Annotated in this window: 26 protein-coding genes and 4 pseudogenes; 15 read left to right on the forward strand and 15 right to left on the reverse strand. The window is 64.7% G+C overall.

Annotated features, from left to right (window positions below; genetic code table 11):
- Positions 1-219: 219 nt before the first annotated feature.
- Positions 220-2,070, reverse strand: a complete 1,851-nt coding sequence (locus AB3L03_RS34885) for a serine hydrolase (RefSeq protein ID WP_368507948.1) — start codon at positions 2,068-2,070, stop codon at positions 220-222.
- Positions 2,071-2,454: 384 nt separating this feature from the next.
- On the opposite strand from AB3L03_RS34885, the gene AB3L03_RS34890 reads away from it, so the two are divergent.
- The 4 genes from AB3L03_RS34890 (at position 2,455) to AB3L03_RS34905 (ending at position 7,224) form a co-directional block, all read left to right on the forward strand.
- On the forward strand, positions 2,455-2,793 hold the full coding sequence (locus tag AB3L03_RS34890; RefSeq protein WP_368507949.1) for a phasin family protein: 339 nt from the start codon (positions 2,455-2,457) through the stop codon (positions 2,791-2,793).
- Positions 2,794-3,574: 781 nt separating this feature from the next.
- Positions 3,575-3,907 (forward strand): ATP-dependent Clp protease adapter ClpS, encoded by a 333-nt coding sequence (gene clpS, locus AB3L03_RS34895; protein ID WP_018455182.1) that lies wholly within the window; start codon positions 3,575-3,577, stop codon positions 3,905-3,907.
- A gap of 290 nt (positions 3,908-4,197) precedes the next feature.
- Positions 4,198-6,603: an ATP-dependent Clp protease ATP-binding subunit ClpA gene (clpA, locus tag AB3L03_RS34900; protein ID WP_018455181.1), complete on the forward strand. Its 2,406-nt coding sequence runs from the start codon at positions 4,198-4,200 to the stop codon at positions 6,601-6,603.
- 81 nt (positions 6,604-6,684) lie between these two features.
- Entirely contained in the window at positions 6,685-7,224 is a 540-nt protein-coding gene (locus AB3L03_RS34905) for a cupin domain-containing protein (protein WP_247371903.1), read from the forward strand.
- A gap of 46 nt (positions 7,225-7,270) precedes the next feature.
- Here the strand turns inward: AB3L03_RS34905 and AB3L03_RS34910 are convergent.
- From AB3L03_RS34910 to AB3L03_RS34930, 5 genes and pseudogenes are all read right to left on the reverse strand, one after another.
- Positions 7,271-8,691, reverse strand: a pseudogene (locus AB3L03_RS34910) (MFS transporter).
- 146 nt (positions 8,692-8,837) lie between these two features.
- Complete coding sequence (locus AB3L03_RS34915) at positions 8,838-9,059, reverse strand: hypothetical protein (RefSeq protein WP_162496372.1); 222 nt, start codon at positions 9,057-9,059, stop codon at positions 8,838-8,840.
- 26 nt (positions 9,060-9,085) lie between these two features.
- A pseudogene (locus tag AB3L03_RS34920) lies at positions 9,086-10,112 on the reverse strand (aldo/keto reductase).
- 116 nt (positions 10,113-10,228) lie between these two features.
- Positions 10,229-10,465, reverse strand: a complete 237-nt coding sequence (locus tag AB3L03_RS34925) for a hypothetical protein (RefSeq protein ID WP_085384439.1) — start codon at positions 10,463-10,465, stop codon at positions 10,229-10,231.
- A gap of 98 nt (positions 10,466-10,563) precedes the next feature.
- Positions 10,564-11,520, reverse strand: a complete 957-nt coding sequence (locus tag AB3L03_RS34930) for a helix-turn-helix domain-containing protein (RefSeq protein WP_018455176.1) — start codon at positions 11,518-11,520, stop codon at positions 10,564-10,566.
- A gap of 197 nt (positions 11,521-11,717) precedes the next feature.
- On the opposite strand from AB3L03_RS34930, the gene AB3L03_RS34935 reads away from it, so the two are divergent.
- Both AB3L03_RS34935 and AB3L03_RS34940 read left to right on the forward strand, forming a co-directional pair.
- Entirely contained in the window at positions 11,718-12,734 is a 1,017-nt protein-coding gene (locus AB3L03_RS34935; protein WP_018455175.1) for a carbon-nitrogen hydrolase family protein, read from the forward strand.
- A 26-nt stretch (positions 12,735-12,760) separates the two neighbouring features.
- Positions 12,761-13,801 (forward strand): phenylacetaldoxime dehydratase family protein, encoded by a 1,041-nt coding sequence (locus AB3L03_RS34940; protein ID WP_085384438.1) that lies wholly within the window; start codon positions 12,761-12,763, stop codon positions 13,799-13,801.
- Positions 13,802-13,806: 5 nt separating this feature from the next.
- Here the strand turns inward: AB3L03_RS34940 and AB3L03_RS34945 are convergent, their stop codons facing one another.
- A complete protein-coding gene (locus AB3L03_RS34945; RefSeq protein WP_085351376.1) occupies positions 13,807-14,445 on the reverse strand; it encodes an HAD family hydrolase in 639 nt (212 codons plus the stop codon).
- 233 nt (positions 14,446-14,678) lie between these two features.
- On the opposite strand from AB3L03_RS34945, the gene AB3L03_RS34950 reads away from it, so the two are divergent.
- Entirely contained in the window at positions 14,679-14,975 is a 297-nt protein-coding gene (locus AB3L03_RS34950) for a hypothetical protein (RefSeq protein ID WP_085351377.1), read from the forward strand.
- 76 nt (positions 14,976-15,051) lie between these two features.
- Positions 15,052-15,252, forward strand: coding sequence for a hypothetical protein (locus AB3L03_RS34955; RefSeq protein WP_018455171.1), 201 nt, complete (start codon positions 15,052-15,054; stop codon positions 15,250-15,252).
- Positions 15,253-15,294: 42 nt separating this feature from the next.
- Here the strand turns inward: AB3L03_RS34955 and AB3L03_RS34960 are convergent, their stop codons facing one another.
- On the reverse strand, positions 15,295-16,335 hold the full coding sequence (locus AB3L03_RS34960) for a TRAP transporter substrate-binding protein (RefSeq protein ID WP_368509111.1): 1,041 nt from the start codon (positions 16,333-16,335) through the stop codon (positions 15,295-15,297).
- Between the two features lie 115 nt (positions 16,336-16,450).
- Between AB3L03_RS34960 and AB3L03_RS34965 the strand changes: the two genes are divergently transcribed.
- The 4 genes and pseudogenes from AB3L03_RS34965 (at position 16,451) to tsaA (ending at position 19,111) form a co-directional block, all read left to right on the forward strand.
- A complete protein-coding gene (locus AB3L03_RS34965; RefSeq protein WP_368507950.1) occupies positions 16,451-17,395 on the forward strand; it encodes a transglycosylase SLT domain-containing protein in 945 nt (314 codons plus the stop codon).
- 106 nt (positions 17,396-17,501) lie between these two features.
- Entirely contained in the window at positions 17,502-18,242 is a 741-nt protein-coding gene (locus tag AB3L03_RS34970) for an AzlC family ABC transporter permease (RefSeq protein ID WP_018455168.1), read from the forward strand.
- A pseudogene (locus tag AB3L03_RS34975) lies at positions 18,239-18,588 on the forward strand (AzlD domain-containing protein). Before AB3L03_RS34970 ends, AB3L03_RS34975 begins: the two are co-directional and overlap by 4 nt.
- A gap of 31 nt (positions 18,589-18,619) precedes the next feature.
- Positions 18,620-19,111 (forward strand): tRNA (N6-threonylcarbamoyladenosine(37)-N6)-methyltransferase TrmO, encoded by a 492-nt coding sequence (tsaA, locus tag AB3L03_RS34980; protein WP_018455166.1) that lies wholly within the window; start codon positions 18,620-18,622, stop codon positions 19,109-19,111.
- Between the two features lie 109 nt (positions 19,112-19,220).
- Here the strand turns inward: tsaA and AB3L03_RS34985 are convergent, their stop codons facing one another.
- The 4 genes from AB3L03_RS34985 to AB3L03_RS35000 are packed head-to-tail and all read right to left on the reverse strand — an operon-like array spanning position 19,221 to position 22,220.
- Positions 19,221-19,649, reverse strand: coding sequence for an HIT family protein (locus AB3L03_RS34985; RefSeq protein ID WP_018455165.1), 429 nt, complete (start codon positions 19,647-19,649; stop codon positions 19,221-19,223).
- A gap of 52 nt (positions 19,650-19,701) precedes the next feature.
- Positions 19,702-20,946, reverse strand: a complete 1,245-nt coding sequence (locus AB3L03_RS34990; RefSeq protein WP_204511402.1) for a GNAT family N-acetyltransferase — start codon at positions 20,944-20,946, stop codon at positions 19,702-19,704.
- Between the two features lie 54 nt (positions 20,947-21,000).
- Positions 21,001-21,747 carry a glycerophosphodiester phosphodiesterase gene (locus AB3L03_RS34995; protein WP_018455163.1) on the reverse strand — a complete coding sequence of 249 codons (747 nt, stop codon included), beginning with the start codon at positions 21,745-21,747 and terminating at the stop codon, positions 21,001-21,003.
- 5 nt (positions 21,748-21,752) lie between these two features.
- Complete coding sequence (locus AB3L03_RS35000; RefSeq protein ID WP_007611287.1) at positions 21,753-22,220, reverse strand: RidA family protein; 468 nt, start codon at positions 22,218-22,220, stop codon at positions 21,753-21,755.
- A 234-nt stretch (positions 22,221-22,454) separates the two neighbouring features.
- Between AB3L03_RS35000 and AB3L03_RS35005 the strand changes: the two genes are divergently transcribed.
- Both AB3L03_RS35005 and AB3L03_RS35010 read left to right on the forward strand, forming a co-directional pair.
- Complete coding sequence (locus tag AB3L03_RS35005; RefSeq protein ID WP_204511401.1) at positions 22,455-23,300, forward strand: cell envelope integrity EipB family protein; 846 nt, start codon at positions 22,455-22,457, stop codon at positions 23,298-23,300.
- Positions 23,301-23,365: 65 nt separating this feature from the next.
- Complete coding sequence (locus AB3L03_RS35010; protein ID WP_007603265.1) at positions 23,366-23,767, forward strand: RidA family protein; 402 nt, start codon at positions 23,366-23,368, stop codon at positions 23,765-23,767.
- A 9-nt stretch (positions 23,768-23,776) separates the two neighbouring features.
- Here AB3L03_RS35010 and AB3L03_RS35015 read toward each other — a convergent pair whose 3' ends face one another.
- The 3 genes and pseudogenes from AB3L03_RS35015 to AB3L03_RS35025 form a co-directional block, all read right to left on the reverse strand.
- Positions 23,777-24,184, reverse strand: coding sequence for an ACT domain-containing protein (locus tag AB3L03_RS35015; protein ID WP_085351383.1), 408 nt, complete (start codon positions 24,182-24,184; stop codon positions 23,777-23,779).
- Positions 24,184-25,472 (reverse strand): annotated as a pseudogene (locus AB3L03_RS35020) (DNA polymerase IV). The gene AB3L03_RS35015 and the pseudogene AB3L03_RS35020 overlap by 1 nt, the downstream one beginning before the upstream one ends.
- Complete coding sequence (locus AB3L03_RS35025; RefSeq protein WP_027518410.1) at positions 25,469-25,780, reverse strand: DUF3572 domain-containing protein; 312 nt, start codon at positions 25,778-25,780, stop codon at positions 25,469-25,471. The pseudogene AB3L03_RS35020 and the gene AB3L03_RS35025 overlap by 4 nt, the downstream one beginning before the upstream one ends.
- Before the next feature lie 266 nt (positions 25,781-26,046).
- Here AB3L03_RS35025 and AB3L03_RS35030 point away from each other — a divergent pair, with 266 nt between their 5' ends.
- On the forward strand, positions 26,047-26,412 hold the full coding sequence (locus AB3L03_RS35030; RefSeq protein WP_007603272.1) for a response regulator: 366 nt from the start codon (positions 26,047-26,049) through the stop codon (positions 26,410-26,412).
- The last annotated feature ends 4 nt before the right edge of the window (positions 26,413-26,416 follow it).

Below are 26,416 nucleotides of genomic sequence, written 5' to 3' on the forward strand. Positions count from 1 at the left end.
GCACCACGCTACAAACGCTCGTCCCGTGTGAGCTCTGCTTGCTCTGTTTGCCGTCGCCCCGATGCCCGCCATTGTCGGCGTGGTCGATCCCTTGCGTAAAGTTTTAACCGTAAATCCTTGACGAGAGGTTGTCGTGGAACAGCCTCGTCGGTCACCGCATCCCGAAAATGAAAATGCCCGCGCAAGGCGCGGGCATTTTCATAGGAGCGGTGCGAAAGTTCAGTTGCGGACGGTCATGCAGGAGATATCGGCGCGCTTCAGGGTGCGGCAGACGGCTTCGGCCTGGTCGCGGTCGAGCCCCGCGAAGCGGGCGCGGTAGAGCTTGCGATTATCTTTCGCGACGACCGGCTCGGTGAACGGGTCGGCCTTGCTGAGCAGGCCGCGAGCCGAGCTGCGCGCCGCGTCGATGCGCTGCTGGGCTTCGTTCTCGCTCTCGAGCGCGCCGACCTGAACGATCCAGCCGCTGTGGGTAGCGACCGCCTTCGTGGTGGCGCTCATCTGGATCGGCTGCAGCGCCGGGTCGGCTGATGCGAGCTTCGCAGCAGCCGGGGCGGGTGCGGCGGCGGTGGCGGCCGGCAAGACGCCGAGGATGCCGGTGCCGGTGCCGAAGCCCGCCGGCTGCCACGGCAGCTCGGCACGGGTGATCTCGGCCTTCGGAGCTTCCGGTTGGCTGGCGACCTCGGGCTTGTTGATGAGGTCTGCGCGGGCGACGACGGCACCGGAGGTTTCGGCGACTTCGGAGCGGGATGCGATCGTGCTCGTGACCTGCGGTGCGATCTGAGCCGGGGCGGCGGAGGCGACCTTCACCGCGCCGGCCTTGACCTGGACGGTCTTGACCCGGACCGGCTTCATCGGTTCGGACGAACCGGGGATGATCGAGAGCGGCTGGCTCGAGATCACGCCATTGGTGAGCGGCGCAGGCTCGACCTTGGATTCTATCGGCCGAACTTCAGGCCTATTGGCTTCAGATCTGGGCTGAGCCGGCGGCACCGCGGCAGCCGCAGCCGCAAGCGTCGAGAGGCGCGCGGCGAGACGCGACGGGGCTGCTTCGGGAGCAGGGGCAGCCGACGCCTGAACCTGCGGAGCGGAGCGGGCCGGGATATCCGACGCATCCGCAACCTCGGCAGCAGCGTCGGAGCCGTTGCGTTCGGTGACCGCGGCGACGGTGTGGGTGGTCGCGGCCTTATCGAGGTTCTCCGCGAGCAGGTTACGCATGATGGCGTCGCGCGAGCCGCCGCTACGGCCGCCCAGCACCACGCCGATCAGGTGGCGGTTGCCGCGGCGCATCGAGGTCACGAGATTGAAGCCGGAGGCGCGAGTATAGCCGGTCTTGATGCCGTCCACGCCCTCGACATTCCCGAGCAGATGATTGTGGTTCCGGATCGACTGTCCGCGCCAGTTGAACGTCGAGGTCGCGAAATAGCGATAGTAGCGCGGGAAGCGCTCCTGGATGGCGCGGCCGAGCGTGGCCTGGTCGCGCGCGGTCGTGACCTGCTCGTCGTTGGGAAGACCGTTGGCGTTGCGGTAAACCGTCCTGGACATGCCGAGCGAACGCGCCTTGCGCGTCATCATCTGGGCGAAGTCGTCCTCGTCGCCGCCAATCGCTTCCGCGATCACAACGGCTGCGTCGTTGGCGGAGCGGGTGACGAGACCTTTGATCGCGTCCTCGACGCGGATGGTCTGGCCGGCACGCAGGTTCAGCTTGGTGGGATCCTGATCGGCGGCGTGCTGCGACACCGGCATCTCGGTGTCGAGCTTCATCTTCCCGGACTCGAGGCGCTCGAACAGCAAATAGAGCGTCATGATCTTGGTCAGCGAGGCCGGATGGCGGATCCCGTCGGGACTCGTGGCCTGAAGCACGGAGCCGGAGTTGCCGTCGACGATGATCGACGCGAATTTCGGGCTGGAACTCTCGGACACATCGCGCTGCACGCGGTGGTGCGCGGTGTGACGCCGGTGGCGCCGCGCCTCGGCAGCATCGGTGGTGAAGATGACTGCACTCGTGACCGCAAGAAGCCCAAAAACGCCAACCCGCGCCAAGCGCGAGGAAGACAAGTTTTTACGAAGCATGAAACCCCGTCCCCGTTTCTGACTTGATCACCGGCTCGTGAGGCGAAATTGTGCCCAAGGGACCCGGGATCATTACCTGCTCAGGCTGTCCTCCGCAGATGTTCGCCGCGGGGGACGTTGGACCTGAGCCGCTGTTCTGGCTAAGGTGATGTTCTCCAACGGCTTTTGGCCGCTTGTGGAAGTTGAACACGTCCAGGGAATCAAGGTAGGGGGCCGCGGTTTCCAAAAGCTTAAGGAACCATTGCGGGAAACCCCGGGAATCTTGGCAAATTTGCCCGCAATTTTGTGCGACGCACAAAATTCTTGACTTTTTTGTGCGTTGCACTAATCGTGAGCAGAGTCAGGGAGCCGGGGCTTCCGACAGGCTAGGGAAAAGGATTCCGAATGTTCAAGGTTGAAGACTTTCAGGGCTACGGGAAAGAGCACTTCGAGCAGTACGTCGCCTCCGCGACGTCGATGCAGCACGGCCTTCAGGCGATCGCCAGCGCTTATGGCGACTACACCAAGAAGTCGTTCGAAGACACCAAGTCCTTCGTCGAGAAGCTTTCCGGCGTGAAGTCGCTGGACAAGGCCGTCGAAGCGCAGACCGAATTCGCCCGTTCCGCCTACGAGTCCTTCGTCGCGGAATCGCAGAAGATCGCCGGCCTTTACAGCGACCTCGCCAAGCAGGCGTTCAAGCCGGTCGAGACCATCGCGTCGAAGTTCACCCCGGCCGCCAGCTAACGTTTCCTGACGTCCTGGAATCAAAAGCCCGGCTGCACTAGCCGGGCTTTTTTTGTTTGTCTCGAAGTGTAGGTCTCAGCGCGCCACGCGCAGCTTCCACAGCGTGCCGGTTTCCTTGAACATCGAGACGTCTGATCTGCCTTCGTCACCAGATAGAACTTGTCGGAGCGGCTCGCGCAATACTGCAGCACGCGGGAAGTCGGGTCGCTCCGGTGTTCACCTGCACCGTATGGATCGTGATGTTCGCCGCCTTGGCGTCATCGCACAGCTTCTTCTGCCGCGCGTCGATCTGCGAGGCGTGACGATCCCCGGAAATCTGTGCCTTTGCCCGTTTTCGCGTCACGCCATTGAGGGGCAATTGGTCCGTAGAAAACCGGAGATAGCCCGCGCGAAACCGCCGCAGCCGCGTTGCTGGCCGGGTTCCTGGTGAACATCTTCTAAACCGGCGGGGCGGAAGCTTTTGTCAAATCAGTCCGGATTGATTAACCTTGGTGAGGATCGCCCGGACCGGGAATCGGGACCGCCATGGCCGCATCGGCCGAGCTGCCGCACGCTTGCGGCGAGCCGGGGGCAGGCCCATATTCGGTGAGGCCGATCCGGTTTGGACCGGACCGGCTGGAAGCGGCGATCCAAAAGGCGGTGCGCCTGTGCGAAGCTCCGAAGGCCGGGGCTGCGCGGCGAACCGTCATACGCTTCCGTGGGGAATTTGAACGCCTGAGCCATGCCGCAACTGTCTTCCAGACCAGATCCGTCCGCGGCCGCCGCCGCCCACGCTGCCCTGATGAGCAACGACGAGAACCGTTCCGGCGGTCCTTCCGCGCCAAACACGTCCGTCATCACCAAGGTCAAGCCGAAGACCAAACGGCCGAACCTGTACCGTGTGCTGATCCTGAACGACGATTACACGCCGATGGAATTCGTCGTTCATGTGCTGGAGAAATTCTTCCAGAAGGACGCCGAGGCCGCAACCAAGATCATGCTGCACGTTCATCATCACGGGATCGGGGAGTGCGGCGTGTTCACCTACGAGATCGCCGAGACCAAGGTAACGCAGGTGATGGATTTCGCTCGCAAGCACCAGCATCCGCTGCAATGCGTGATGGAAAAGAAGTAAGACACGTTACGGCGCATTCGAAGCCGGTTCTTGTGCATGTCGCAGTGTGATTGCCGCGTGATGTCTGCGCGCGATGTTCGTTGCAGAGGGCAAAACTACGGAATTTCGGACCGGTGCTGATCGTGCCCAAACCGGAACGGGTTTTGCATCAAAAAATACCGTAGCTGTGCAGCCGCCTGAGTCGCGGAACCGGTCTTTCGCCGCGATCTTGTATAACTATATGTGACAAAGGTTGTTGTTGCCTGACCGGGCGATGGCGATCATGATGGTGGGGGCCATAGAGGACGCGAATGCCGACTTTTTCCCAAAGCCTTGAACAATCCCTGCATCGTGCACTGGCGATCGCAAACGAGCGTCATCACCAATACGCGACGCTCGAGCATCTTTTGCTCTCCCTGATCGACGACTCCGATGCAGCCGCCGTCATGCGCGCCTGTAGCGTCGACCTCGACAAGCTCCGTACGAGCCTCGTCAATTATCTTGAGACCGAATTCGAGAACCTGGTGACGGACGGCGCCGATGACGCCAAGCCGACCGCAGGCTTCCAGCGCGTGATCCAGCGCGCGGTGATCCACGTGCAGTCGTCCGGTCGCGAAGAGGTGACCGGCGCCAACGTGCTGATCGCGATCTTTGCCGAGCGCGAGAGTCATGCCGCGTATTTCCTGCAGGAGCAGGACATGACGCGCTACGACGCCGTCAATTATATCAGCCACGGTATTGCCAAGCGGCCAGGCGTCTCCGAGGCGCGGCCGGTGCGCGGTGTCGACGAGGAGACCGAGACCAAGGGCAGCGAGGACGCCAAGAAGAAGGGCGAGGCGCTCGAGACCTATTGCGTCAACCTCAACAAGAAGGCGCGCGACGGCAAGATCGATCCGGTGATCGGACGCAATTCCGAGATCAACCGCGCGATCCAGGTGCTGTGTCGCCGGCAGAAGAACAATCCGCTGTTCGTGGGCGAGGCCGGCGTCGGCAAGACCGCGATCGCGGAGGGCCTGGCCAAGCGCATCGTCGACAGCGAGGTGCCGGAGGTGCTGGCGGCTGCGACCGTGTTCTCGCTCGACATGGGCACGCTGCTCGCCGGTACGCGCTATCGCGGCGACTTCGAGGAACGCCTGAAGCAGGTGCTGAAGGAGCTCGAGGCGCATCCCAACGCCATCCTGTTCATCGACGAGATCCACACCGTGATCGGTGCGGGCGCGACGTCGGGCGGGGCGATGGATGCCTCGAACCTGCTCAAGCCCGCGCTCGCTTCCGGCACCATTCGCTGCATGGGCTCGACCACCTACAAGGAATACCGGCAGCACTTCGAGAAGGACCGCGCGCTGGTGCGGCGCTTCCAGAAGATCGACGTCAACGAGCCGACGGTCGAGGACGCGATCGCAATCCTCAAGGGCCTCAAGCCGTACTTCGAAGACTACCACCGGCTGAAATACACCAACGAGGCGATCGAGGCTGCGGTACAGCTCTCTTCGCGCTACATCCACGACCGCAAGCTGCCGGATAAGGCGATCGACGTGATCGACGAATCCGGCGCGGCGCAGATGCTGGTCGCCGAGAACAAGCGCAAGAAGACCATCGGCATCAAGGAGATCGAGACCACGATCGCCTCGATGGCGCGGATCCCGCCGAAGAGCGTGTCAAAGGACGATGCCGAGGTGCTCAAGCATCTCGAGCAGACCCTGAAGCGCACGGTGTTCGGTCAGGACAAGGCGATCGAATCGCTCGCCGCTTCGATCAAGCTGGCGCGTGCCGGCCTGCGCGAGCCGGAGAAGCCGATCGGCTGCTACCTGTTTTCGGGTCCGACCGGCGTCGGCAAGACCGAGGTCGCAAAACAGCTGGCGGCGTCGCTCGGCGTCGAGCTGTTGCGCTTCGACATGTCCGAATACATGGAGCGGCACACCGTGTCGCGCCTGATCGGCGCGCCTCCCGGCTATGTCGGTTTCGATCAGGGCGGCCTGCTCACCGACGGTGTCGACCAGCATCCGCATTGCGTGGTGCTGCTCGACGAGATCGAGAAGGCGCATCCCGATCTCTACAACGTCCTGCTCCAGATCATGGATCACGGCCGGCTCACCGACCACAACGGCAAGCAGGTCAACTTCCGCAACGTGATCCTGATCATGACCACGAACGCGGGCGCGTCCGATCTCGCCAAGCAGGCGTTCGGCTTTACGCGCTCGAAGCGCGAAGGCGACGACCACGAGGCGATCAACCGGCAGTTCGCGCCGGAATTCCGCAACCGTCTCGATGCCGTCGTGTCGTTCGGCCATCTCAGCGTCGAGGTGATCGGTACGGTGGTCGAGAAGTTCGTGCTTCAGCTCGAAGCGCAACTCGGCGATCGCGATGTCACCATCGAACTGTCCGACCCCGCCAAGACCTGGCTGGTGAAGCATGGTTACGACGAGCAGATGGGCGCACGTCCGATGGCTCGGGTGATCCAGGAGCACATCAAGAAGCCGCTGGCCGACGAGGTGCTGTTCGGCAAGCTCAAGGGTGGCGGCCATGTCCGCGTCGTTCTGGTCAAGGACGAGGCCGACGAGACCAAGGACAAGATCGGCTTCGAGTTCGTCGAGGGTCCGGTCACGCCGAAGCAGGAGAAGCTCCCGGGTGCCCGCAAGCGCCCGCCGGGCAAGTCCAAGCCCGGTGGCCCCGGCGGCTCGAAGGGGCCGACCAAGAGCCCGCTGGTCAAGGCTTGATCTGCGCGCGATGAATTGAAAAGGCCGGCTGAGAAGCCGGCCTTTCTCGTTGGCAGCCAAATATAAGCAAGAAGATCCGATATGACCAACACGCCTTCTGCAAACTCGTCGTCAGCTTCCTCGATCCCCGCCGACGATCCCGGCCGCGCCCTGACGGTCGCCGATCCCGACGGCGCTGACGTGCCGCATATCTCTGTGGCCGGCGGCACCTACACGGTTCTGGTGTCGGGCGCGCAGACCGCAGGACGCTATTGCCTGGTCGACATGCTGGTGCCCGCCGGCGGCGGGCCCCCGCCGCACCGCCACGACTTCGAGGAGATGTTCACGCTGCTCGAAGGCGAACTTGAATTCACCTTTCGCGGTAATACCGTAAGTGCGGGGTCGACCGTCAACGTCCCGGCCAACGCGCCGCACGCGTTCAAGAACGTGTCCGGCAAGACGGCCCGTATGCTCTGCATGTGCGCGCCAGCGGGACAGGACGAATTCTTCCTGGCGGTTGGCTTTCCCGTCGAAGGCCGCACATCGCCACCGCCGAAGCCGACCCCGGAAGAGATGGCCGAGAAAGGCAAGCTGATCGCAGCACTGCTGCCGAAATATCGCACCGAGATGGTGAAGATGTGAGGCGCGGCGGACGCAGCCGAAATCGGCCTTCCCAAATGGTCGCGCGCTATTCGCCGCGCAGGCGCTGGTCGTCCTGCACGCGAACATGCTCGGCGCCGCGCGCACCCGCGGACGACAGCCGCAACATGCTCAGCGCTGCGCCGCAGAGCGCGAAGCCGACGCCGGTCAGCAACGCGATCCTGGTTCCCTCGATCGGATAGCGGCCGAGGAAGAGTGCCACCAGCGCTGCGCCGGTGGTCTGCCCAAGCAGCCGCGCCGTCCCCAGCATGCCGCTGGCGCCGCCGGCACGCTCGCGCGGGGCGGCCGCGATCATGGTGCGGTTATTGGGGGTCTGGAACAGGCCGAAGCCGGCGCCGGCCAGCGCCATCCGCCAGACCACGTCGAGCGGCGTGGGCGCAGCCGGCAGCAAGGCGAGCGCAGCGAGGCCGCAGGCGAACAGCGTAAGGCCGATGCCGCCGAGCAGGCCGGCCGGATAATGCTCCACCAGGCGGCCGGCGAGGGGGCTGCGAACGCCACCGCGATCGGCCACGGCGTGATCAAGAGGCCCATATGCACCGCCGAATAGCCGAAGCGGCTCTGGAGATAGAAGGGGATCGCGACGAAGGCCAGCATCTGCCCGCAGAACGAGGCGATCGAAGTCGCAATCGACAATGCGAACACGGGGATGCGCAACAGGTCGATCGGCAGCAGCGGCGAGGCCATGTGGGTCTCGCGGTAGATCAGCAGCGCGCCGGCGACGAGCGCGATGGCGAACTGCACGAGGCAGGTGATCGCGGCTTCGCCATGACCGACGCTATCGACGGCCGCGATGCCGACGCCGAAGGTGATCGCGGACAGCCCCGCGCTCTGCCAGTCGAAGGAATGGCTCGCAGGCCTGGTGTGCGGCAGGCTGCGCAGGCCCAGCACCAATGTCACCACGCCGAGCGGAACGTTGATGGCGAACAGCCAGGGCCAGCTGCCGAACGCCAGGATACCGGCGGCGAGCGTCGGGCCGACCGCGGCTGAGAAGGCGACGACGAGAGCGTTGAGCCCGATGCCGCGGCCGAGCTGGCTGCGTGGGTAAGTGAAACGCACCAGCGCTGCGTTGACGCTCATGATGCCGGCCGCGCCGAACCCCTGCACGATGCGTGCAATCGTGAGGAGCGGCAGCGTGTGCGCCAGCGCGCAGAGTGCGGAGGCAAATGTGAACAGCACCAGGCCGACCAGATAGACGCGGCGATAGCCGACGATCTCGCCGAGCGAAGCCAGCGGCAGCAGCGAGATCGTGATCGCGAGCTGGTAGCCGTTGACGATCCAGATCGAGAACGCCGGGCTGGCGTCGAGGTCGGCCGCGATCGTCGGCAGCGCGACGTTGGCGATGGCGCTGTCGACCACTGCCATGATAATGCCGAGCGCAATGGTCAGGACCGCCTGGCCACGCTGCGGCTGCGGCAGGCCGTCGGCGTGCTCCATGGAGGCTGGCAACATGATGGCGGCGTGCTTGATTCGAGCCGTGGTTCGTCTCCGGATTAGGAAATTGCGAGATGCATCGCAACCCGGCAGGATACGGGCGGTTCCTGCGCCGGGAGCAGGTCTCCCGGCACCGCGGGCATGGGTCGGCACGGCCTCGCGGCTCACCAGCGGGAGGTCGACTTCCCGAACACATAGAGCGCGCCGAGCCCAACCGTCACCGCGGTCGAGACGATCAGGATGGTGCGCTCCCAATCGATCCGCTCCGCTCGGCGCGGTTGAGATTGAGAGCGGTGAACAGGGCCTTCATGGCAAATCGGCGCATCGGCTGCCTCGCGTGAGCGCACGATGCCACTGTCGGCGCGGGCCGGCTTGATGCAGCTCAAGCCGGACTGCGCCGGCGTGCCGGTCTCTACACCGCCGGCGGATTGCGGTCGGTGAAAGTTGTGCGCTGGTGCCAGTAAGGATAGGGCAGCGTCACCTTGCTCGCCGCATCGAGCTTGGCGATCTGGTCCTTGGTCAATGACCAGCCGACCGCGCCGAGATTTTCGCGCAGCTGCGTCTCGTTGCGCGCGCCGATGATCAGCGTCGAGACGGTCGGACGCTGCAGCAGCCAGTTCAGCGCGATCTGCGAGACGCTCTTGCCCGTTTCCCTGGCGACCTCGTCGATCGCATCGACGACGCGATAGACGTGCTCGTCCGGCACGGGCGGGCCGAACTCGGCCGTCTTGGGCAAGCGGCTTACGTCAGGCTTTGGCTGGCCGCGGCGGATCTTTCCGGTGAGGCGTCCCCATCCGAGCGGCGACCAGACCACCGCGCCGAGGCCCTGGTCGAGGCCGAGCGGCATCAGCTCCCATTCGTAGTCGCGCCCGATCAGTGAATAATAGGTCTGGTTGGCGACGTAACGCGGGAAGCCATGCTTGTCGGCAACGCCAAGCGATTTCATCAGGTGCCAGCCCGAAAAGTTCGACACGCCCACGTAGCGGATCTTGCCGGCGCGCACGAGCACATCGAGAGTCGCGAGCACCTCTTCAGGCGGGGTGAAGGCGTCGAAGCCGTGAAGCTGGAACAGGTCGATGTAATCGGTGCCGAGCCGGCTCAGCGAAGCGTCGATGGCTGTAAGCAGATGCTGCCGCGACGACCCGATGTCGTTGGGGCCGTCGCCGAAAGCGGAACGTCGCCTTGGTCGAAACCAAAACCTTGTCGCGGCGGCCCTTGATGGCTTCGCCGAGAACGCGCTCGGACTCGCCGAGCGAATAGACGTTCGCGGTGTCGAACATCGACACGCCGGCATCGAGGCAGATATCCAGAAGGCGCCGGGCTTCGGTCGCGTCGGTGGTGCCCCACGCAGCGAGGCGGCCCACGCCGCCGAAGGTGCCGGTCCCAAGACTCAAGGCGGGCACCATGAGGCCCGAGCGGCCCAAGCGTCGGTATTCCATCGATTTGCTCCTCGGCTGGCCGCTGATTGATCCCCGCGACCTCTGTGCCGGATCGTAATGCAAGGCTGCGCCGTGTCCTACCTCGCGCTCACATACCGGCCTTGCTTGGAAACGGCCTAGTCGTGCAGACGCATGTCATCGAATGCCGCGTCAGTCACGCGCGGGCTGGCCGTCGTCGCCGGAAGCGGAGCCGCGCCCCTCGTTACTGGTGATTGAAGGCAGGTGGCCTCGCTCTCGCGCGCCGGCCGCGGCAGGAGCGTCAGGCTCCAGCCCACCGCAACAAGCACCGCGAGCCGGATCGCGATCACGCCGAGCAAGACTTCCGATCCGCTTATCGTGGCGTTGGTTCTCATGTGCAGAGCCTGATCCCGGCTGCAGCACCTGACAATCTGGAATTCACGAGCACGGCCTTCGCCTGAAGCGAAGGCTCGGGCCATTGGCTGCCCGGACGTCAATGCCGCGACTGGCTCTGCCGGAAGTCGCGCGGTGACATCCCGAAATGCTCGCGGAAGACGCGGCCGAAATGCGAGAGGTCGTTGAAGCCCCAGGCGAAGGCGATCTCGCTGATGTGGCGGTGAGCGAGCACGGGGGAGGCGAGGTCGCGCCTGCATTGAGCGAGGCGCTCACCGAGGACGTAGCGCTGGAACGAGGTGTCCTCGTCAGCCAGGAGATCGTTGACATAGCGGGACGAGATGCCGAGCGCCGCTGCGGTCTCGGACAGCGAGAGGTCGGGATCGGCAAGATGAGCCCGGATATGCGCCTTCAATCGGTAGAGCAGGGCGGAGCGATGCGTCGAGGACGGCAGCGGCGTCTTGCCCAGCCGCTCGCCCAGCGCCATCGCCAGGACATCGACGGCCTGTTCCGACAGAGCGGCGGCGTGGTGCAGATCGATCTGATCCGCGCTCTGGCAGAGCCGGTAGATGAAATCGTAGGCGATCCTCTGCAGTGGCGAGTCCGGCCCGAAAGAGGTGGCAGTAAGAGTTTCGGTCGCGCCGAGCCGGCGCTGCAGCATCTCGCGCGGCACCTTGAAGATGGTCTGCGTGAAGATGCCGTCGAATTTCAGCTCGTAGGGACGGGTGGTGTCATAGAGCGCAAACTCTCCCGGACTGACCACGGCCTCGCGGCCGTCCTGCACCACGCCGCCGGCGCCGCGATTGCCGAGCGCGATCAGGATGAAGTCCTGATCCGAGCGCGCGATGCGCGACGGCGTGCGCAACACGTGTTGACGGTCGGAGCAGACCTCGGAGCATTCCGCCTTGCCCAGTGGCGCCCGGGTGACCGTGCCGCGAAAGGCGCTGCCAAGATCGGACCTGCAGTCGAGCCCGACGAAGACGTCGCAAACGATTTCCTGCCAGAGCGCAAGCCGGCGGTGGCCTGGGCTGTCGTCCGTGGTGAACTGGATTGGCATCTGCAGAGCCTCCCTTTCACATCCCGCAAAATCGCGTGTCGGCGCTGGTCCCGACTGACGAAGGCAAATCCCGTACCGGGTCGGTGAATCCCGTCCGGTCGAGTTTTTGTTCCGCCGCGGTCGAGCGCCCGCCGCCCGGCTTGGTCAAATAGACTGCATCGGACCTGGCTTCCGATCAACCGGCAAGGGAGGCGGGAATGGGCATCGAACATCCGAAATACAAGGTCGCGGTGGTGCAGGCGGCGCCCGCCTGGCTCGATCTCGACGCCTCGATCGACAAGTCAATCGCCCTGATCAGGGACGCCGCCGAGAAGGGCGCCAAGCTGATCGCTTTTCCGGAAGCCTTCATCCCCGGCTACCCCTGGCACATCTGGATGGATTCGCCGGCCTGGGCGATCGGTCGTGGCTTCGTGCAACGCTATTTCGACAATTCGCTGTCCTATGACAGTCTGCAGGCCGAGCGGCTGCGCGACGCCGTGCGCAAGGCCAAGCTCACTGCCGTGCTCGGTCTGTCCGAGCGCGACGGCGGCAGTCTCTATCTGGCGCAATGGCTGATCGGGCCCGATGGCGAGACCATCGCAAAGCGCCGCAAGTTGCGGCCGACCCATGCCGAGCGCACGGTCTATGGCGAGGGCGACGGCAGCGATCTCGCCGTGCACGCGCGGTCCGACATCGGCCGCATCGGCGCCCTGTGCTGCTGGGAGCATCTCCAGCCGCTGTCGAAATACGCCATGTATGCCCAGAATGAGCAGGTCCATGTCGCGGCCTGGCCGAGCTTTTCGCTCTACGATCCTTTCGCGCCGGCGCTCGGCGCCGAGGTGAACAACGCCGCCTCGCGCGTCTATGCGGTCGAGGGCTCCTGTTTCGTGCTCGCGCCTTGCGCGACGGTCTCGCAAGCCATGATCGACGAGCTCTGTGATCGGCCGGACAAGCACGCGCTGCTGCATGCCGGCGGCGGCTTCGCTGCGATCTACGGCCCCGATGGCAGCCAGATCGGCGATAAGCTCGCGCCGGACCAGGAGGGCCTCTTGATCGCCGAGATCGATCTTGGCGCCATCGGCGTCGCCAAGAACGCCGCTGATCCAGCCGGGCACTATTCGCGCCCCGACGTGACCCGGCTCCTGCTCAACAAGAAGCGATACCAGCGCGTCGAGCAGTTTGCGCTGCCGGTCGACACCGTCGAGCCCACCGACATTGCCGCGGCGGCGAGCTGATCGCCGCAATCGAGGGAGGCACGATCATGGAATCCGCAATTCCTCTGCATCTCGAGACGCCGCGCACGCGCCACAAGCGCGTGCCGGACGATTACCAGCCGCCATACCCGTCCTTCGTGGCGCGCTATAAGCCTTCCGTGAACCGGGTCGTGATGGCCTATTTCGGCCTTCAGTATCGCGGCACGGCGGCAGCTGCTGCAACGGACGCTCTCGCCGAAATCGCGGCGCGGTTTGCCGCGGAAGGCGGTCCTTCGCATTGGGACCGGGCGCAATATGTTGATCAGGCAGGCTACGAGAACGTCGTCTCGGTGGCCTATTGGGACGACATTGCGCGGTTCGACAAATGGTTTGCATCGGCGCGCGAGGCCTGGACCGGAGCGCAGCCCGAGGGCATCGGCACGTTCATCGAGGTGCTGCGCCCCACGGTGGCGCGGCACGAGACGCTGTTTTCCTCGCTCGGCCGGCCCGAGGGCGTCGCCGCAATCTCCGGCGGCATGAGCGGCGAGGTGCAGGAGCACGCCTATTGGGGCGGCATGCGCGACCGCATCCCGCTGTCACAGACCGGCCCGATGTCGCCGGGCGGCAATCCCGAGCTGATCCGCGACGGCGCGCGGCTGCGCGTGAAGGCGCACGACAATCTCTGTCTGATCCGATCAGGCCAGGATTGGAGCGATACCGAGACCTCGGAACGAAAGCTCTATCTCGACGACGTCGAACCGGTGTTGCGCGAGGGCATGGATTTCTTGCGCGATGACGGCCTTGGCATCGGCTGTTACGCCAACCGTTACATGCGCGTGCTTGCAGCCGGCGGGGACGCGAGTGAAAAGTCCTACGGTCAAAGCTGGTGGAAGAGCCTGGCGGCGCTGGAGCGGTGGGCGGAATCGCATCCGTCCCACGTCAGGATATTCGGCGCCGCGATGAAGTACCTGTCGACGCTCGGCCCCTCGGCAAAACTGCGGCTCTACCACGAGGTCACCGTGGCTGCTGCCGACGAGCAGTTCTTCGAGTACCTGAACTGTCACGCCAAGACCGGCATGCTGGCGGCGGTGGAGACCGTCGCCGCTTGATAGAGTTAGATCACGCAATGGCCGAGCAGCTCGGGATGCGCGGCGCAGATGTGATGCGCGCCGGCGTCCCGCAGCTCGGTCTCGCTGCCGTAGCCATAGAGCACGCCGATCGCGGTCATGCCGTTGGTGCGGGCGCCGACCACGTCATGGCTGCGGTCGCCGATCATGATCGCGCTGGCGGGATCGACCCTGGCTTCGTCGAGCGCGTAGCGCAGCAGGTCGCGCTTGTCGACGCGCGTGCCGTCGAGTTCGGAGCCGAACACCCGCTCGAAATACGGTTTGAGGCCAAAATGCTCGACGATACGGGTGGCGTAGACCGCGGGCTTGCTGGTCGCCACGAACATGCGCGGTGTTGTCGCGGCAAGCGTTGTCAGCGTGTCCACGATACCGGCATAGGCTTCGTTCTCGAACAGGCCGACGTCGCTGAAGCGCTCGCGATAGAGCAGCAGCGCCCGGTCGGCGAGTTCCGCGCTGCCCGTGAGCTTTTGCAGGCTGGCATGCAGCGGCGGCCCGATGCACCAGGTCAGCTCGTCCTCGCTCGGAACCGCAACGTTGAGCCGCTCCAGGGCGTACTGGATCGAGCGCGTGATCCCGGGCTTCGGGTCGGTCAGCGTGCCGTCGAGATCGAAATAAATGGTCACCATATTGTCGCGCCTGTGTTGATACCGCCGCCTATTGCCAGACCTAAACGAGGCCGGGGGCCAAGGCAAACGCGCAACCATTGTCACGCCGAAAATCGCCTTCCCGATACCGCGTATCCCTTAAAGCTCGCTATTCGCGGGAGGGAAGCGTAGAGTCGCGCCATCACCGCCTTTCCATTGGCATCGACCGGTGACTGAGGGTCACCAGCGCTCCCGCCGACTGAGCAGGAGCGTGCATGACTCGATTTCGTCTGGTCGACTGGATCCGCCGGAGAGCGCTTCTCGTCGCATTGATGCTTGGCACATTGATACTTGGCACACTGTCGCAAGGCGCTGTCGCGGCAGGACCGGACTGCCGGGCGATCGAAAGCACGAGCGGACGTCTCGCCTGCTACGATGCTGCGTTTCCTCCGAAGGAAAAAAAGCCCGCTGCTGCGGAAGGCGATGGGTCCCGTGCTGCCTACAAGGACCCGTTCGTGGCGGAAGAGGCCAGAACCGCGGCGAAGCTGAAGAACATCTGCCGCGGCTGTTGAGGGTTGCTCGTTCGCCGCGCTCGTCGATCAACGAGTCCGGACGAGGGATCGAGACGATTTTTTCAGGAGAGGCCGGATGAGCGAGCGACTTGAAACCCTGAAGAAGGCCCGTGAGCGCATGATCGAGGACAGGGACGCGCATGCGAAAGTGCTGGCCGCCCCCTTTGTGCGCGACACGGCCGAGCGAGCGCGCAACAAGTTTATCGAGATCCAGGCGCTGATTGATGCCCTCGACCGCGCCATCCGGGGCGAAATCCCGGTTGCGGTCAAAAACTAAGGCGGTAGGCAGCGAGACCAGCGGAGCGCCGCTACCGCTCCCTCATTGCTGTCTCGCCCATTCGACGATGGCGGTCGCCTCCGCGCCTGCCCGGGTTTCCCAGGCGGTGATCGCGCCCGTTGCTGCCTTCCGCAGCTCCGTGACAAGGGACGCAGGCGCCGGCTCGGCGATATGGACGCCATTGTCGCGCATGCGCGCATAGTTCTCGATGGTGCGGTGGCTCAATAGCGCCAGCTGGCTCTGCTCAGTCTCGACCGCCGCCGCCAGCACCTCGCGCTGCATCGGTTCGGACAGTTCGGCAAAGGCGTCGCTGCGGACGAAGGCGATCGAGATTGGCATCGCGTAGTTGATGGCCGTGAAATGCGGCAGGAAGTCCCACAATTTGCGTCCCGCGCCGCCGTCGCCGGAGGTGAGGAAGGCATTCAGCCGGTGTTCCCTCAGTCCGGCGAGCGCCGCATCCATCGGCAGGAATTGCGCGTTCGCGCCGGCTGCGCGCATGACCTCGGTGGAATTGGCATCGTAGGTTCGCAGGTTCAGTTTCGGCAGGTCGTCAGCACCGTCGAGCGACTGCTCCGACCAGAGGCCCGTGGCCGGCCAGATCGTCACATAGAGCAGCTTGAGGCCGCGCGCAGCCAGCGCCTTCTCATAGAGCGGTCGCGCCCGCAGATTGGTGGCCCGGGCGAGATCCACCGATTGCACGAGAAAAGGCAGGGTGGACAATCCGAGCACAGGGTCGAGGCCCGAGAGCGCGCCCGCGAAGGCATCGCCGCCCGCGATCCGGCCGTCCAGCGCCGCGCGCGGCATCTCGCCCGAGTTGATCTTGAGCTGGTTGTCGAAGGCGTTAGTCACGGTCACGAAGCCGTGGGTACGGTCGGAGACGCGGCTGGCGAAAGTCGCCAGCCCAATCCCGGAGATGTTATTCTCAGGGTATTCCGTGGTCATCCGCCAATTGACTTGAGACGCGACTTGAGACGTCACCTGCGCGGCGGCTGGCGCGACGCTCAGGATGAGCGCGGCGAGGACAAGGATCGCGCGGATCCGGTTGGCGGGGTAACGCATTGGGAGAAGCAGGTCAGGCAGCATAATATTGGCGACCCGTCGAACCATGGCACGATGCCACAACATTGTTGATCACACTGTCGCATGCCGCGCCGAGGCGCGCTACCGCCGTGCCTGCGCGCGATGGGTGCAGATTGCGATGTGCATCATCTCCGCGCTGCTTGTCTCGTCGACCCAGGCCGCGGCATGGGACAGTTCGCCCGCCAAGACCGACGTTGCCATCCCAAGCGTCGAAGAACTCGCTGTGCAGCCGGAGAAGCCCGGTGCGCGGGAGAGCGACACGCGGGAGTCGATCTGCCTGATCATCGAGGCCGCGGCGCGCGATGCCAATCTTCCGCTGGAGTTCTTCGCCCGCGTGATCTGGCAGGAAAGCCGCTTCCAGACCGATGCGGTCGGGCCGGTGACGCGCAGCGGCGAGCGGGCGCAGGGGATCGCGCAATTCATGCCGGGCACCGCGAGCGAGCGCGGGCTGCTCAATCCCTTCAATCCGGTGCAGGCGCTGCCGAAGTCGGCGGAATTCCTGAACGAGCTGCGCAACCAGTTCGGCAATCTGGGGCTGGCGGCGGCCGCCTACAATGCCGGGCCGCGCCGGGTGCAGGAATGGCTCGCCGGCACCGGCGGCATGCCCGAGCAGACCCGCAATTACGTTCTTGCGATCACCGGCACGAGCGTCGATGCGTGGGCCAAGGCAGGCGTGACCGGCAAGGGGCCGCCCAGCGTGCCGCCGACGAGCTGCCGCGATCTGATGGCGCTTTTGAAGCGCGCGCCGAATGCCTTCGTCGCCGAGCTCGAGCAGCATGTGGAGCTTGCGGCTGCAAAGGTCTGGGGCGTGCAGCTCGCCGCGGGCTTTGACCGCAACCGCGCGCTGGCGATGTACTCCCGCGCGGTCACGCGGCTGAGCGCCGTGATCGGCGAACGTGATCCGAGCCTGCTCAGCTCGGTGATGCGCAGCCGCGGCACGCGCGCCTTCTACCAGGTGCGCATCGGCGCCGATACGCGGAGCGAGGCGGATGAACTCTGCGGTCGCATCCGCAAGGCCGGCGGGGCGTGCTTCGTGCTGAAGAATCGCGGTGTGAGCGGGTAGGGCATCTGTCCCAGCGTGCATGCCAGCCCCGCCGTGCGCTTTCTTGACGCGAGGCGCCGCATTGCCCGTTATGCGGGCACGATTCCTCATCCGGCCAAGACTCCCCGTGGCGCTTCCTCCGCTCAATTCACCTCAATGGCAAAGTCCCTGGCGCGCCTTTGCGTGGGGGCTGCGCTCGATCACGCAGACCATCCTCACGCTCGTGCTGTTCGTGACCTATCTCGGCATCGGCGCGCTCGCCCACGACACACATTTCAGCCTGCTCTGGGCGCTCTGCTCGACGCTGTTCGTCTGGGCAGGTCCGGCGCAGATCATCCTGATCACCACGCTTGGCTCCGGCGCGACGATCGTCCAGTCCGCGATCGCGGTCACCGTCAGTGCGATCCGGCTGTTTCCGATGGTGGTCTCGGTGCTGCCGTTGATGCGCACGCCGACGACGAAACGGCGCGAGCTGTTTTTCGCGGCGCATCTCACCGCGGTGACACTGTGGGTCGAATGCCATCGCTTCCTGCCGCAGGTACCGCGTGAACGCCGGATCGCCTTCGTCAACGGACTTGGCTTCGGTCTTGTCTCGGTGTGTCTCACCGCCAATGCGGTCGGCTATTTCCTTGCCGCCAATCTGACTCAGACGCTTGGCGCGGCGATCCTTTTGCTGACGCCTCTGTCCTTCCTGTTCTCGACCGCACGCAACAGCCGCGAGCTCGCCGATGTCGTCGCCCTCGCGCTGGGCATATTGCTGTATCCACTGGCCGCGAAGATCAATTCCGGCCTCGACATCCTCGTCAGCGGGCTCGTGGCGGGCACGATTGCCTATGGCGCGCATTGGTGGCGGGAGGTGCGCGCATGAGCTTTGCGCAGCTCATCGGCGACTGGCACGCGCTGGCGGTGCTGTTCGTCGCCGGCGTTGTTCCCAACCAGATATGGCGCATGCTGGGCCTGTGGTTCGGCGGCGGCATCGACGAGGGCTCCGAGCTTCTGGTCTGGGTACGGGCGGTCGCCACGGCGACCCTGGCCGGCGTCATCGCCCAGATCGTGGTCGAGCCCCCGGGGCGCTTGCGAGCGTGCCGGACGCCCTGCGCTACGGTGCGGTCGGCGCCGGCCTCGTCGTCTTCCTGCTGGCCCGCCGCTCGATCTTCGCGGGCGTGGTCGCGGGCGAAGTCTTCATGCTGGCCGGCAAGTGGTGGTTGGGCTAAAACCGCCGGCGAACAGCAGGGAATTGGACATATGGTTCGCGAAAACCAGCTCCGCGAGGGTGAAGTCTCCATCGAGCTGCCGCCGACGCAAGATGCCGGACTCGTCTTCATCGGCCGCATCCGCACGCCCTGGAGCTCGCGGATGGAGACCCCGCGGCAGGGCCGGACAGACGGCCCGATATGTCGGCTCGAGATCTTCGAGCCGTTCGTGCCGGCGATCAAGGGCGTCGATTTCTACAGCAATCTCGAAGTGCTTTACTGGCTCGACAAGTCGCGCCGCGACATCGTCCTGCAAAGCCCTAAGAACAACGAGAAGACCCGCGGCACGTTTTCGCTGCGCTCGCCGGTGCGCCCTAATCCGATCGGCACGTCGATCGTGAAGCTGGTCGGCATCGAAGGCAACGCGATTCTGGTGCGCGGGCTCGATTGCCTCGACAACACGCCGCTGATCGACATCAAACCAGATCGTTGCGAGTTCACGCCGCTGGCCGCCCCGCAGCCGGGAGATTTTCAGACGGAGTGAAGTGTCTCCTCCGTCATTTCGAGGAGCTCTTGCGACGAAGCAATCCAGACTGTAGCCGCGGAGGCAGTCTGGATTGCTTCGCTGCGCTCGCAATGACGAGTGGAGAGCGTCAGCCCGCCTTCAACGCCGCGATCAGCTTGGTCGCGTTCTCTTCCAGCACCTTGACGTCTTCCTTGCGGCTGGCGGGCGGAAGCATCGCCACGCCGTCGTGGCGCGGCATCACGTGCATGTGGAGATGAAACACCACCTGTCCGCCGGCCGCCTCGTTGAACTGCTGCACGGTGATGCCGTCGGCCTTGAACGCCGTCATCGCTGCGGCAGCGATTTTGTGTGCGCCGCGGGCGACGTGGGCGTAGTCGTCCGGCTTGATGTCGAGGATGTTGCGGGCAGGAGCTTTTGGAATCACCAGCGTGTGGCCCGGTACCCGCGGCATGATGTCGAGAAAGGCGAGCACGTGCTCATCCTCGTAAACCTTGTGGCAGGGGAATTCACCGCGGAGGATCTTCGCGAAGATGTTGTCGGGGTCGTAGGCGGTCATGGCGGCGGCTCCCTGGAATTTTGCGCTTACTGTCACCAGCCGCAACGAACCGTCAAGGCGCCTCGTCGGCGCCTTTGCGGAACGGGCCGAGCTCGGCCAGCTCCCGTCCGGCTTCCGCAACATAGGCGCGCTCGCGCTTGAGGTAATCGTCGATGGCGCGGCGCAAGCCCGGATCAGCGATGAAGTGAGCGGAGTGGGTGGTCCGCGGCAGGTAGCCGCGTGCGATCTTGTGCTCGCCCTGCGCGCCGGCTTCGACATTCGCCAAACCGCGTTTGATGGCGAAGTCGATCGCCTGGTAATAGCAGACCTCGAAATGCAGGAAGGGATGATGCTCGACCGCACCCCAGTTGCGGCCGAACAGCGTGTCCGAGCCGATGAAGTTGATCGCGCCCGCGATCCAGCGATCGTTGCGGCATGCCATGACCAGCAGCACGTCCTGGCTCATGGTTTCGCCGATCAGCGAGAAGAATTCCCGCGTCAGATAAGGGCGGCCCCATTTGCGCGAGCCGGTCTCCATGTAGAACATGAAAAACGCATCCCAGGCATCCTCGGTGATCTCCTTGCCCGTGAGGCAGTGGATGGTGACCCCGGCAGCCAGCGCATCGCGCCGTTCGCGCTTGATCGATTTGCGGTGGCGGGAGTTCAGCGTCGCCAGGAAATCGTCGAAACTCGCAAAGCCTTCGTTGTGCCAATGGAACTGCTGGTCGGTGCGCTGGAGGAAGCCGTGCTCGGCGAGCAGCTTCCACTCCGCCTCGCGGGCGAAAGTGACGTGCACCGAGGAAGCCTTGCTGACACCGCACAGCGCCACCAACCCGCTCGCCAGCGCTTCCATGATGTGCTCGCGGTCAACGCCGTCGCGGACCAGCAGCCGCGGTCCCGTCGCCGGCGTGAACGGAACCGAAACCTGCAGCTTCGGATAGTACCGCCCGCCGGCGCGCTCATAGGCATCGGCCCAGCCGCGGTCGAAGACATATTCGCCTTGCGAGTGCGATTTCAGATAGCAGGGCACGACGCCGGCGACGCGACCGTCGACCTTGGCCACGAGATGCCGCGGTCCCCAGCCGGTGCGGATCGTGGCCGAACCCGATTTCTCAACGGCCGATAAAAACGCGTGGGAGACGAAGGGGTTATAGCCGGGCTTTGAGAGGCCGAGGGAATCCCCTGGAAGTCCGGATGAGGTTCCCTTGCCATGCCCATTACAAGACTTGCCGCCGGGATTGGCGCAGGCGTCCCAGTCGTCCGGCGATACTTCGCCAATGGAAGGTACGGCCTCAAGGGTGATTTCGGATGGTGCCATCGTGCCCAAGATCGTGCATTGCAGCAGCGACTTCAAGAGTGGGAAACATCAAGCCTAGGGTACGAAGCCCTCGAAGATCATCTGATCCGCATATTGCGCGACCCGCGTCCGCTGCTCGGTCGTACGCACGGTCCAGCCCAGTAGAGCGCAGCCGAACACATTGCGGGCGATCCAGAGGGCGGGGGCGGGCAGGTCGTCGACCCTAAAGGCGACGAACTGCGGCTGGGTCTGAAAACCATGGCGCAGGTACAGCATGCTGTCGCGCTGCTGCTGCGTCAGATGAGCCCAGTAGTCGTCCTGATAGCTCCGTTGCGCGACGATGCCGCGGGGGCGGGATGGCAGCAGCTCGCGCAGCGCCAGCACCTGGTCCGGGTCGAACGACATGCCGACCGCGGGGCCATCATAGGACGCGAGCACTTCGGCCATCCGCTTCACCAGCTTGCGGTCGCGGTCAAAACGGCTCTTAACCTCGATCACCAGCGGCACGCGGCCGCCAACAAGGGCGCAGAGGTCGCTGAGCGACATCATCCGCTCGGCCGTGTCCTTGAACGTGAGCGCCTTCAGTTCAGTGGCGGTTTTCTCGACCAGCGGGCCGGTGGCCTCGGTCAGGCGGCCGAGCGCATGGTCGTGATGCACCATGGCCTCGCCGTCGGCGGAGAGCTGGATGTCGACCTCGATGGAGAAATTGCCCGCAATTGCAGCCTGCACCGCGCCCGGCATGTTCTCGACGATGCCGCGGGAAATGTCGTGCAGGCCGCGATGGGCGACCGGGCGGGCTGTCAGCCAATCAGGAGCGCGCATTCGCCTCAGGCGACCTCAAACACGCCTTCGACCTCGACCGCCGCATCCGCGGGCAGGGAGGCGACGCCGACAGTGGTGCGGGCATGACGGCCCTTGTCACCGAAGGCGGCGACCATCAGGTCGGAGGCGCCGTTGAGGACCTTCGGCCCGTCCAGGAAGTCCGGCGCCGAGTTGATGAAGCCGCCGAGGCGCACCACGCGCACGACCTTGTCGAGGTCGCCCAGCGCCGCCTTGACCTGGGCCAGCAGATTGACGGCGCAGCCGCGGGCGGCCGCGGCGCCGTCTTCGATGGTCACGCCGGCGCCGAGCTTGCCCTTGGCGATCAGCTTGCCGGCGGGATCGAAGCAAACCTGGCCGGAGACGAACAGCAGATTACCGGTGCGCACGAACGGCACGTAGTTTGCCACGGGGGTGGGGGCCTCGTGCAGCTTGATGCCCTGTTCCGCCAGCTTCTGCTCGACCGTGCCCGCCATGTCCGACCTCGTTGTCCAAAAATCCATCCGCCCCGGCGCATCCCTTGCAGGCCGGGCGGGCCCTGTTTCGCCCATCGTGCCGCCACATGCAAGCAACCGTCGGGGGTGGCATTTTGTTGAGGCAGGGCAGGAGGTTCAACGCAAAGGCCGCAACTTTACGTGAAACGGCCTCAGTTGCGACGCAATGGAACGGTCATTAAAATGTCGAATCTGCGCTTTCCTCAGGAACCAGACATGCTGCACCTTTTCCGGACTTCGCTCGGTGTGACGGCGCTCGCGGCGGCCGCTCTCGGCCCCGGAGGCGGGGCGTTGGCCGCGAACGGTCCGTTTCTCGCGCATCAGGCGCTCTATGATCTGAGCCTGGTGAAATCGCGCTCGAATTCGATCAACAGCGCGCGCGGCCGCATCCTCTACAATTTCACCGGAAGTTCGTGCGAGGGCTACACCTCCGAATTCCGCCAGGTTTCCGAGCTCGACAGCGGCGAGGGCAAGGTCACGCTCAGCGACCTCCGCTCCAATTCCTGGGAGGACGCCGGCGGCAAAAGCTACCGCTTCAAGATCGAGACGCGGATGAACGAGGCGGATGCCGGCCGGGTCGACGGCTCGGCTGAGCGCGACGGCGACCACATCAACGTCAAGCTGAAGCTGCCGGCCCCGAAGAGCTTTACGCTCGACGGCAAGATCGTATTCCCGACCGAACAGATCCAGCGCATCATTGCCGCCGCCAACGACGGCAAGTCGCTGCTCGAACTCTCCGTCTATGACGGCTCCGACGATGGCCAAAAGGTCTACAACACGCTGACCGTGATCGGCCAGCCGATCCCCGCCGAACGCGAAGGCTCGCCCGATCCCTCGACGTCCGACGAGCACATGAAGTCCCTCAAGCGCTGGCCCGTCACCGTCAGCTATTTCGATCGTGAGGCCCAGCAGAAGGAAGGCGAGCAGACGCCGGTCTATGCGATGGCGTTCGAGCTCTACGAGAACGGCGTCTCGCGCCAGCTTGTGCTCGATTACAACGATTTTGTGATTTCGGGCGCGATGGGCAAGTTCGACGCGAAGGACAGCAAGCCCTGCAATTGAGGGCTGGCCTGCAACGCGGTCTCTGGCTACGCTCCTCCCAACCACAAACATCCGGGAGGCTCGTTATGCCCAAGCTCGATCATCTCCGTCCCAGCGGCCTGCATCACAATCCCGCCTATTCGCATGTTGTCACCGCCACGGGGGCGCGGACGATCTACATCTCCGGCCAGGTGTCGGTGGACGAGGAGGGGCGGATTGTCGGCGAGGGCGATCTCGCGGCGCAGACCACGCAGGTGATGCAGAATCTCGGGCATGCGCTGAAGGCGGCCGGCGCGAGCTACGCCAACATCGTGAAGATCACGACCTTCGTCGTGAACTACAAGCCGGAGCTGCGCCCGATCATCGGCAAGGCCCGCTCGGCCTTCTTCGAAGGTATGGAGCCGCCGGCGAGCACGCTGGTCGGCGTCTCGGCGCTCGCCGCGCCGGAATGGATGATCGAGATCGAAGCGGTGGCTGTCGCGGATTGAGATCTTTCGCTACAAGTGTGTTGCGTTGGACATCTCTCGCAGAAGAACCATCGCGTCGTCGGCCCTGTCTGCCGGCACAAACAAATGATCGTGGTGAAACGCCGACACGGCGTTCACGCTGATGCCGGCTGCGGCGAGACGTGCCGTGATCGCCGCCAGGAAGCCGACCGCATCGAGTGCGGAGTGAACCGTCAGGGTGATCAGGCACGATGCAAATGCGTGGCGTAGTCCTGCCGCTTCGGCCTCTTCGCGCAGGAGCACCAGCGTCGTTCCTTCCTGCTCGCAAAACGTCAGCAGTGGACTGAGCGCTGCGGGAACTGGCTCGTTCGTCGGGATCGTGCAGAACACGAAGATGCCCGGCCGCATCTCCGGCTTCATGTGTCTCAGCAGTGCGTGGAGGTCGCGTTCGCCTGTCATCACTCCTGCGCCTTTTCCGGCCCCTCATACGCGATGCCGCGGATTACTGCGGCGCTGCCGAATTTCTTGCGCAAGCTGTCCACCGCGCGCTCGGCATGGGCGGCGCGGCGGTCGAGCATGTCGGTGTCGTCGGCGACTGAACCCTCGCGCAGGGCGCTGACGCCGGCGCCCATCAGGCGGAAGGCGGTGCCGTCGATCTCTTTCGCCAGCATCTCGCGGCAGATCGAGAAGATCTTCGCGGCAAGCTGCGTCGGGGCCGTGATCGACTGCGAGCGGGTGCGCTGGCGGAAATCGGCGGTCTTCAGCTTCAACGTGACGGTCAGGCCGGCGAGCTCGCTGCTCTTAAGGCGAGACGACGTCTTTTCGCACAGCCGCCACAAAATCTTCTCCAGCGTCGCGAAGTCCCGGATGTCGGTCTCGAACGTCGTCTCGCTCGAAATCGTCTTGGCGCCCCGATCGGGCTCGACGCGGCGGTCGTCGATGCCGCGCGCGAGTCGCCACAGCCTGCGGCCGTCACTCGGAAACTGCCGCATCACCTCGATCTCGTCGGCCTTCTGCAGGTCCGCGATGATGCGGAAGCCGCGTTGCACCAGACGCTCCTGCGTCGCGGGTCCAACGCCGAAAATGAAACCGACCGGCTTCTCCGCCAGCATCAGGCGCGCTTCCTCCTGGTCGAGCGCAGCAAACCCGCGCGGCTTGTCCAGGTCGGAGGCGATCTTCGCCAGGAACTTGTTGCAGGAGAGGCCGACCGAGACGCTGATGCCGATGTCGCGCTCGATGTTGCGTGCGAACCGCGCCAGCACCTTGGCCGGGATCATGCCGTGCACCCGCTCGGTGCCGGAGAGATCGAGGAACGCCTCGTCGATCGAAAGCGGCTCGACCAGCGGCGTCAGCGCTTGCATGGCCTGGCGCACCTCGCGCCCGACCCGGACATATTTCGCCATGTTCGGCGGGATCACGGCTGCATGCGGGCAGGCTTCCAACGCCTTGTACATCGGCATGGCCGACCGCACGCCGTAGGTGCGGGCGATGTAGCAGGCGGCCGACACCACGCCGTGCTTGCCCCCGCCGATGATCACGGGCTTGTCGGCGATGTCGGGATTGTCGCGCTTCTCGACGGTCGCGTAGAAGGCGTCGCAGTCGATATGGGCGATGGTCAGGCTTGCGAGCGCGCGGTGGCGGGCGAGGCGGGGGAACCGCAGGCGGAACAGCGCCGCACGCCCATATCCAGATCGGCCGAACAATCCCGGCAGAAGCAGCGGGGCCCGGCCGTCTCCAAGGAGGTCACGGCACGTCGCGCTCCCAATTGGGGTCGCCGAGCGCGTCGCCGAGAACCTGCCGCGCTGCGGCAACGTTGGTCGGATGCAGTTCCGCCGTGCTGGCAAAAGCCTTCACGGTGGCGTCGTCGCGCATCACGAAATCGAGCACGCTCAGCAGGAAATTGGGGTCCGAGGCGGCATTGCGCAGCATCTCCGGGCCGACCCCTGTCTCGGCCAGGAACAGGCCCAGCCGCTCGGGTTCGCCCGCAACGAAAGACAGCGCCTGAAGCGCAACGATTTCAGCGACTTCGCGCGGGTTGTGAACAGGCTTTTTCACGTGGCCGGTTTGCCTTTCCGTTAACTTTCGGTGTCTACTTTGGGGCCACCATGCCCGAGTCTCGTTTCCAAGTCTCTTGCCCAGTCTCTTACCCAAGTCTTGCGACCCCCGACAAGCAACTGGAAACCACATCGCAGAAAGTCGGCCCTCGGGTTTAACGAAACTCAAGCGAATTCGAGGCTAGTTTGAATCCAGTTTTCGAAGCGCCGGCGACCGGCGCCTGAGGCGTCACATGCATCGGTCTGCGGACCAATCAGGAGGGCGGGATGGCTAAGACCGTCCTGATCGTGGAAGACAACGAGCTCAACATGAAGCTCTTCCGCGACCTGTTGGAGGCGCACGGCTACCAGACCACCGGCACCAGCAACGGCTACGAGGCGCTCGACCTCGTTCGCAAGATGCGGCCCGACCTCGTGCTGATGGATATCCAATTGCCGCAGGTCTCGGGCCTGGAGGTGACGCGCTGGATCAAGGACGATCCGGAGCTGCGCAGCATTCCCGTCGTCGCCGTCACGGCGTTCGCGATGAAGGGCGACGAAGAGCGCATCCGCGAGGGCGGCTGCGAGGCCTATTTGTCCAAGCCGATCTCGGTCGGCAAATTCATTGAGACGGTCCGACGTTTCATCGGATAGGAAG

Origin of the sequence: Bradyrhizobium lupini (assembly GCF_040939785.1) — a bacterium.
In the GTDB taxonomy this organism is placed as follows: Bacteria; Pseudomonadota; Alphaproteobacteria; order Rhizobiales; family Xanthobacteraceae; genus Bradyrhizobium; species Bradyrhizobium canariense_D.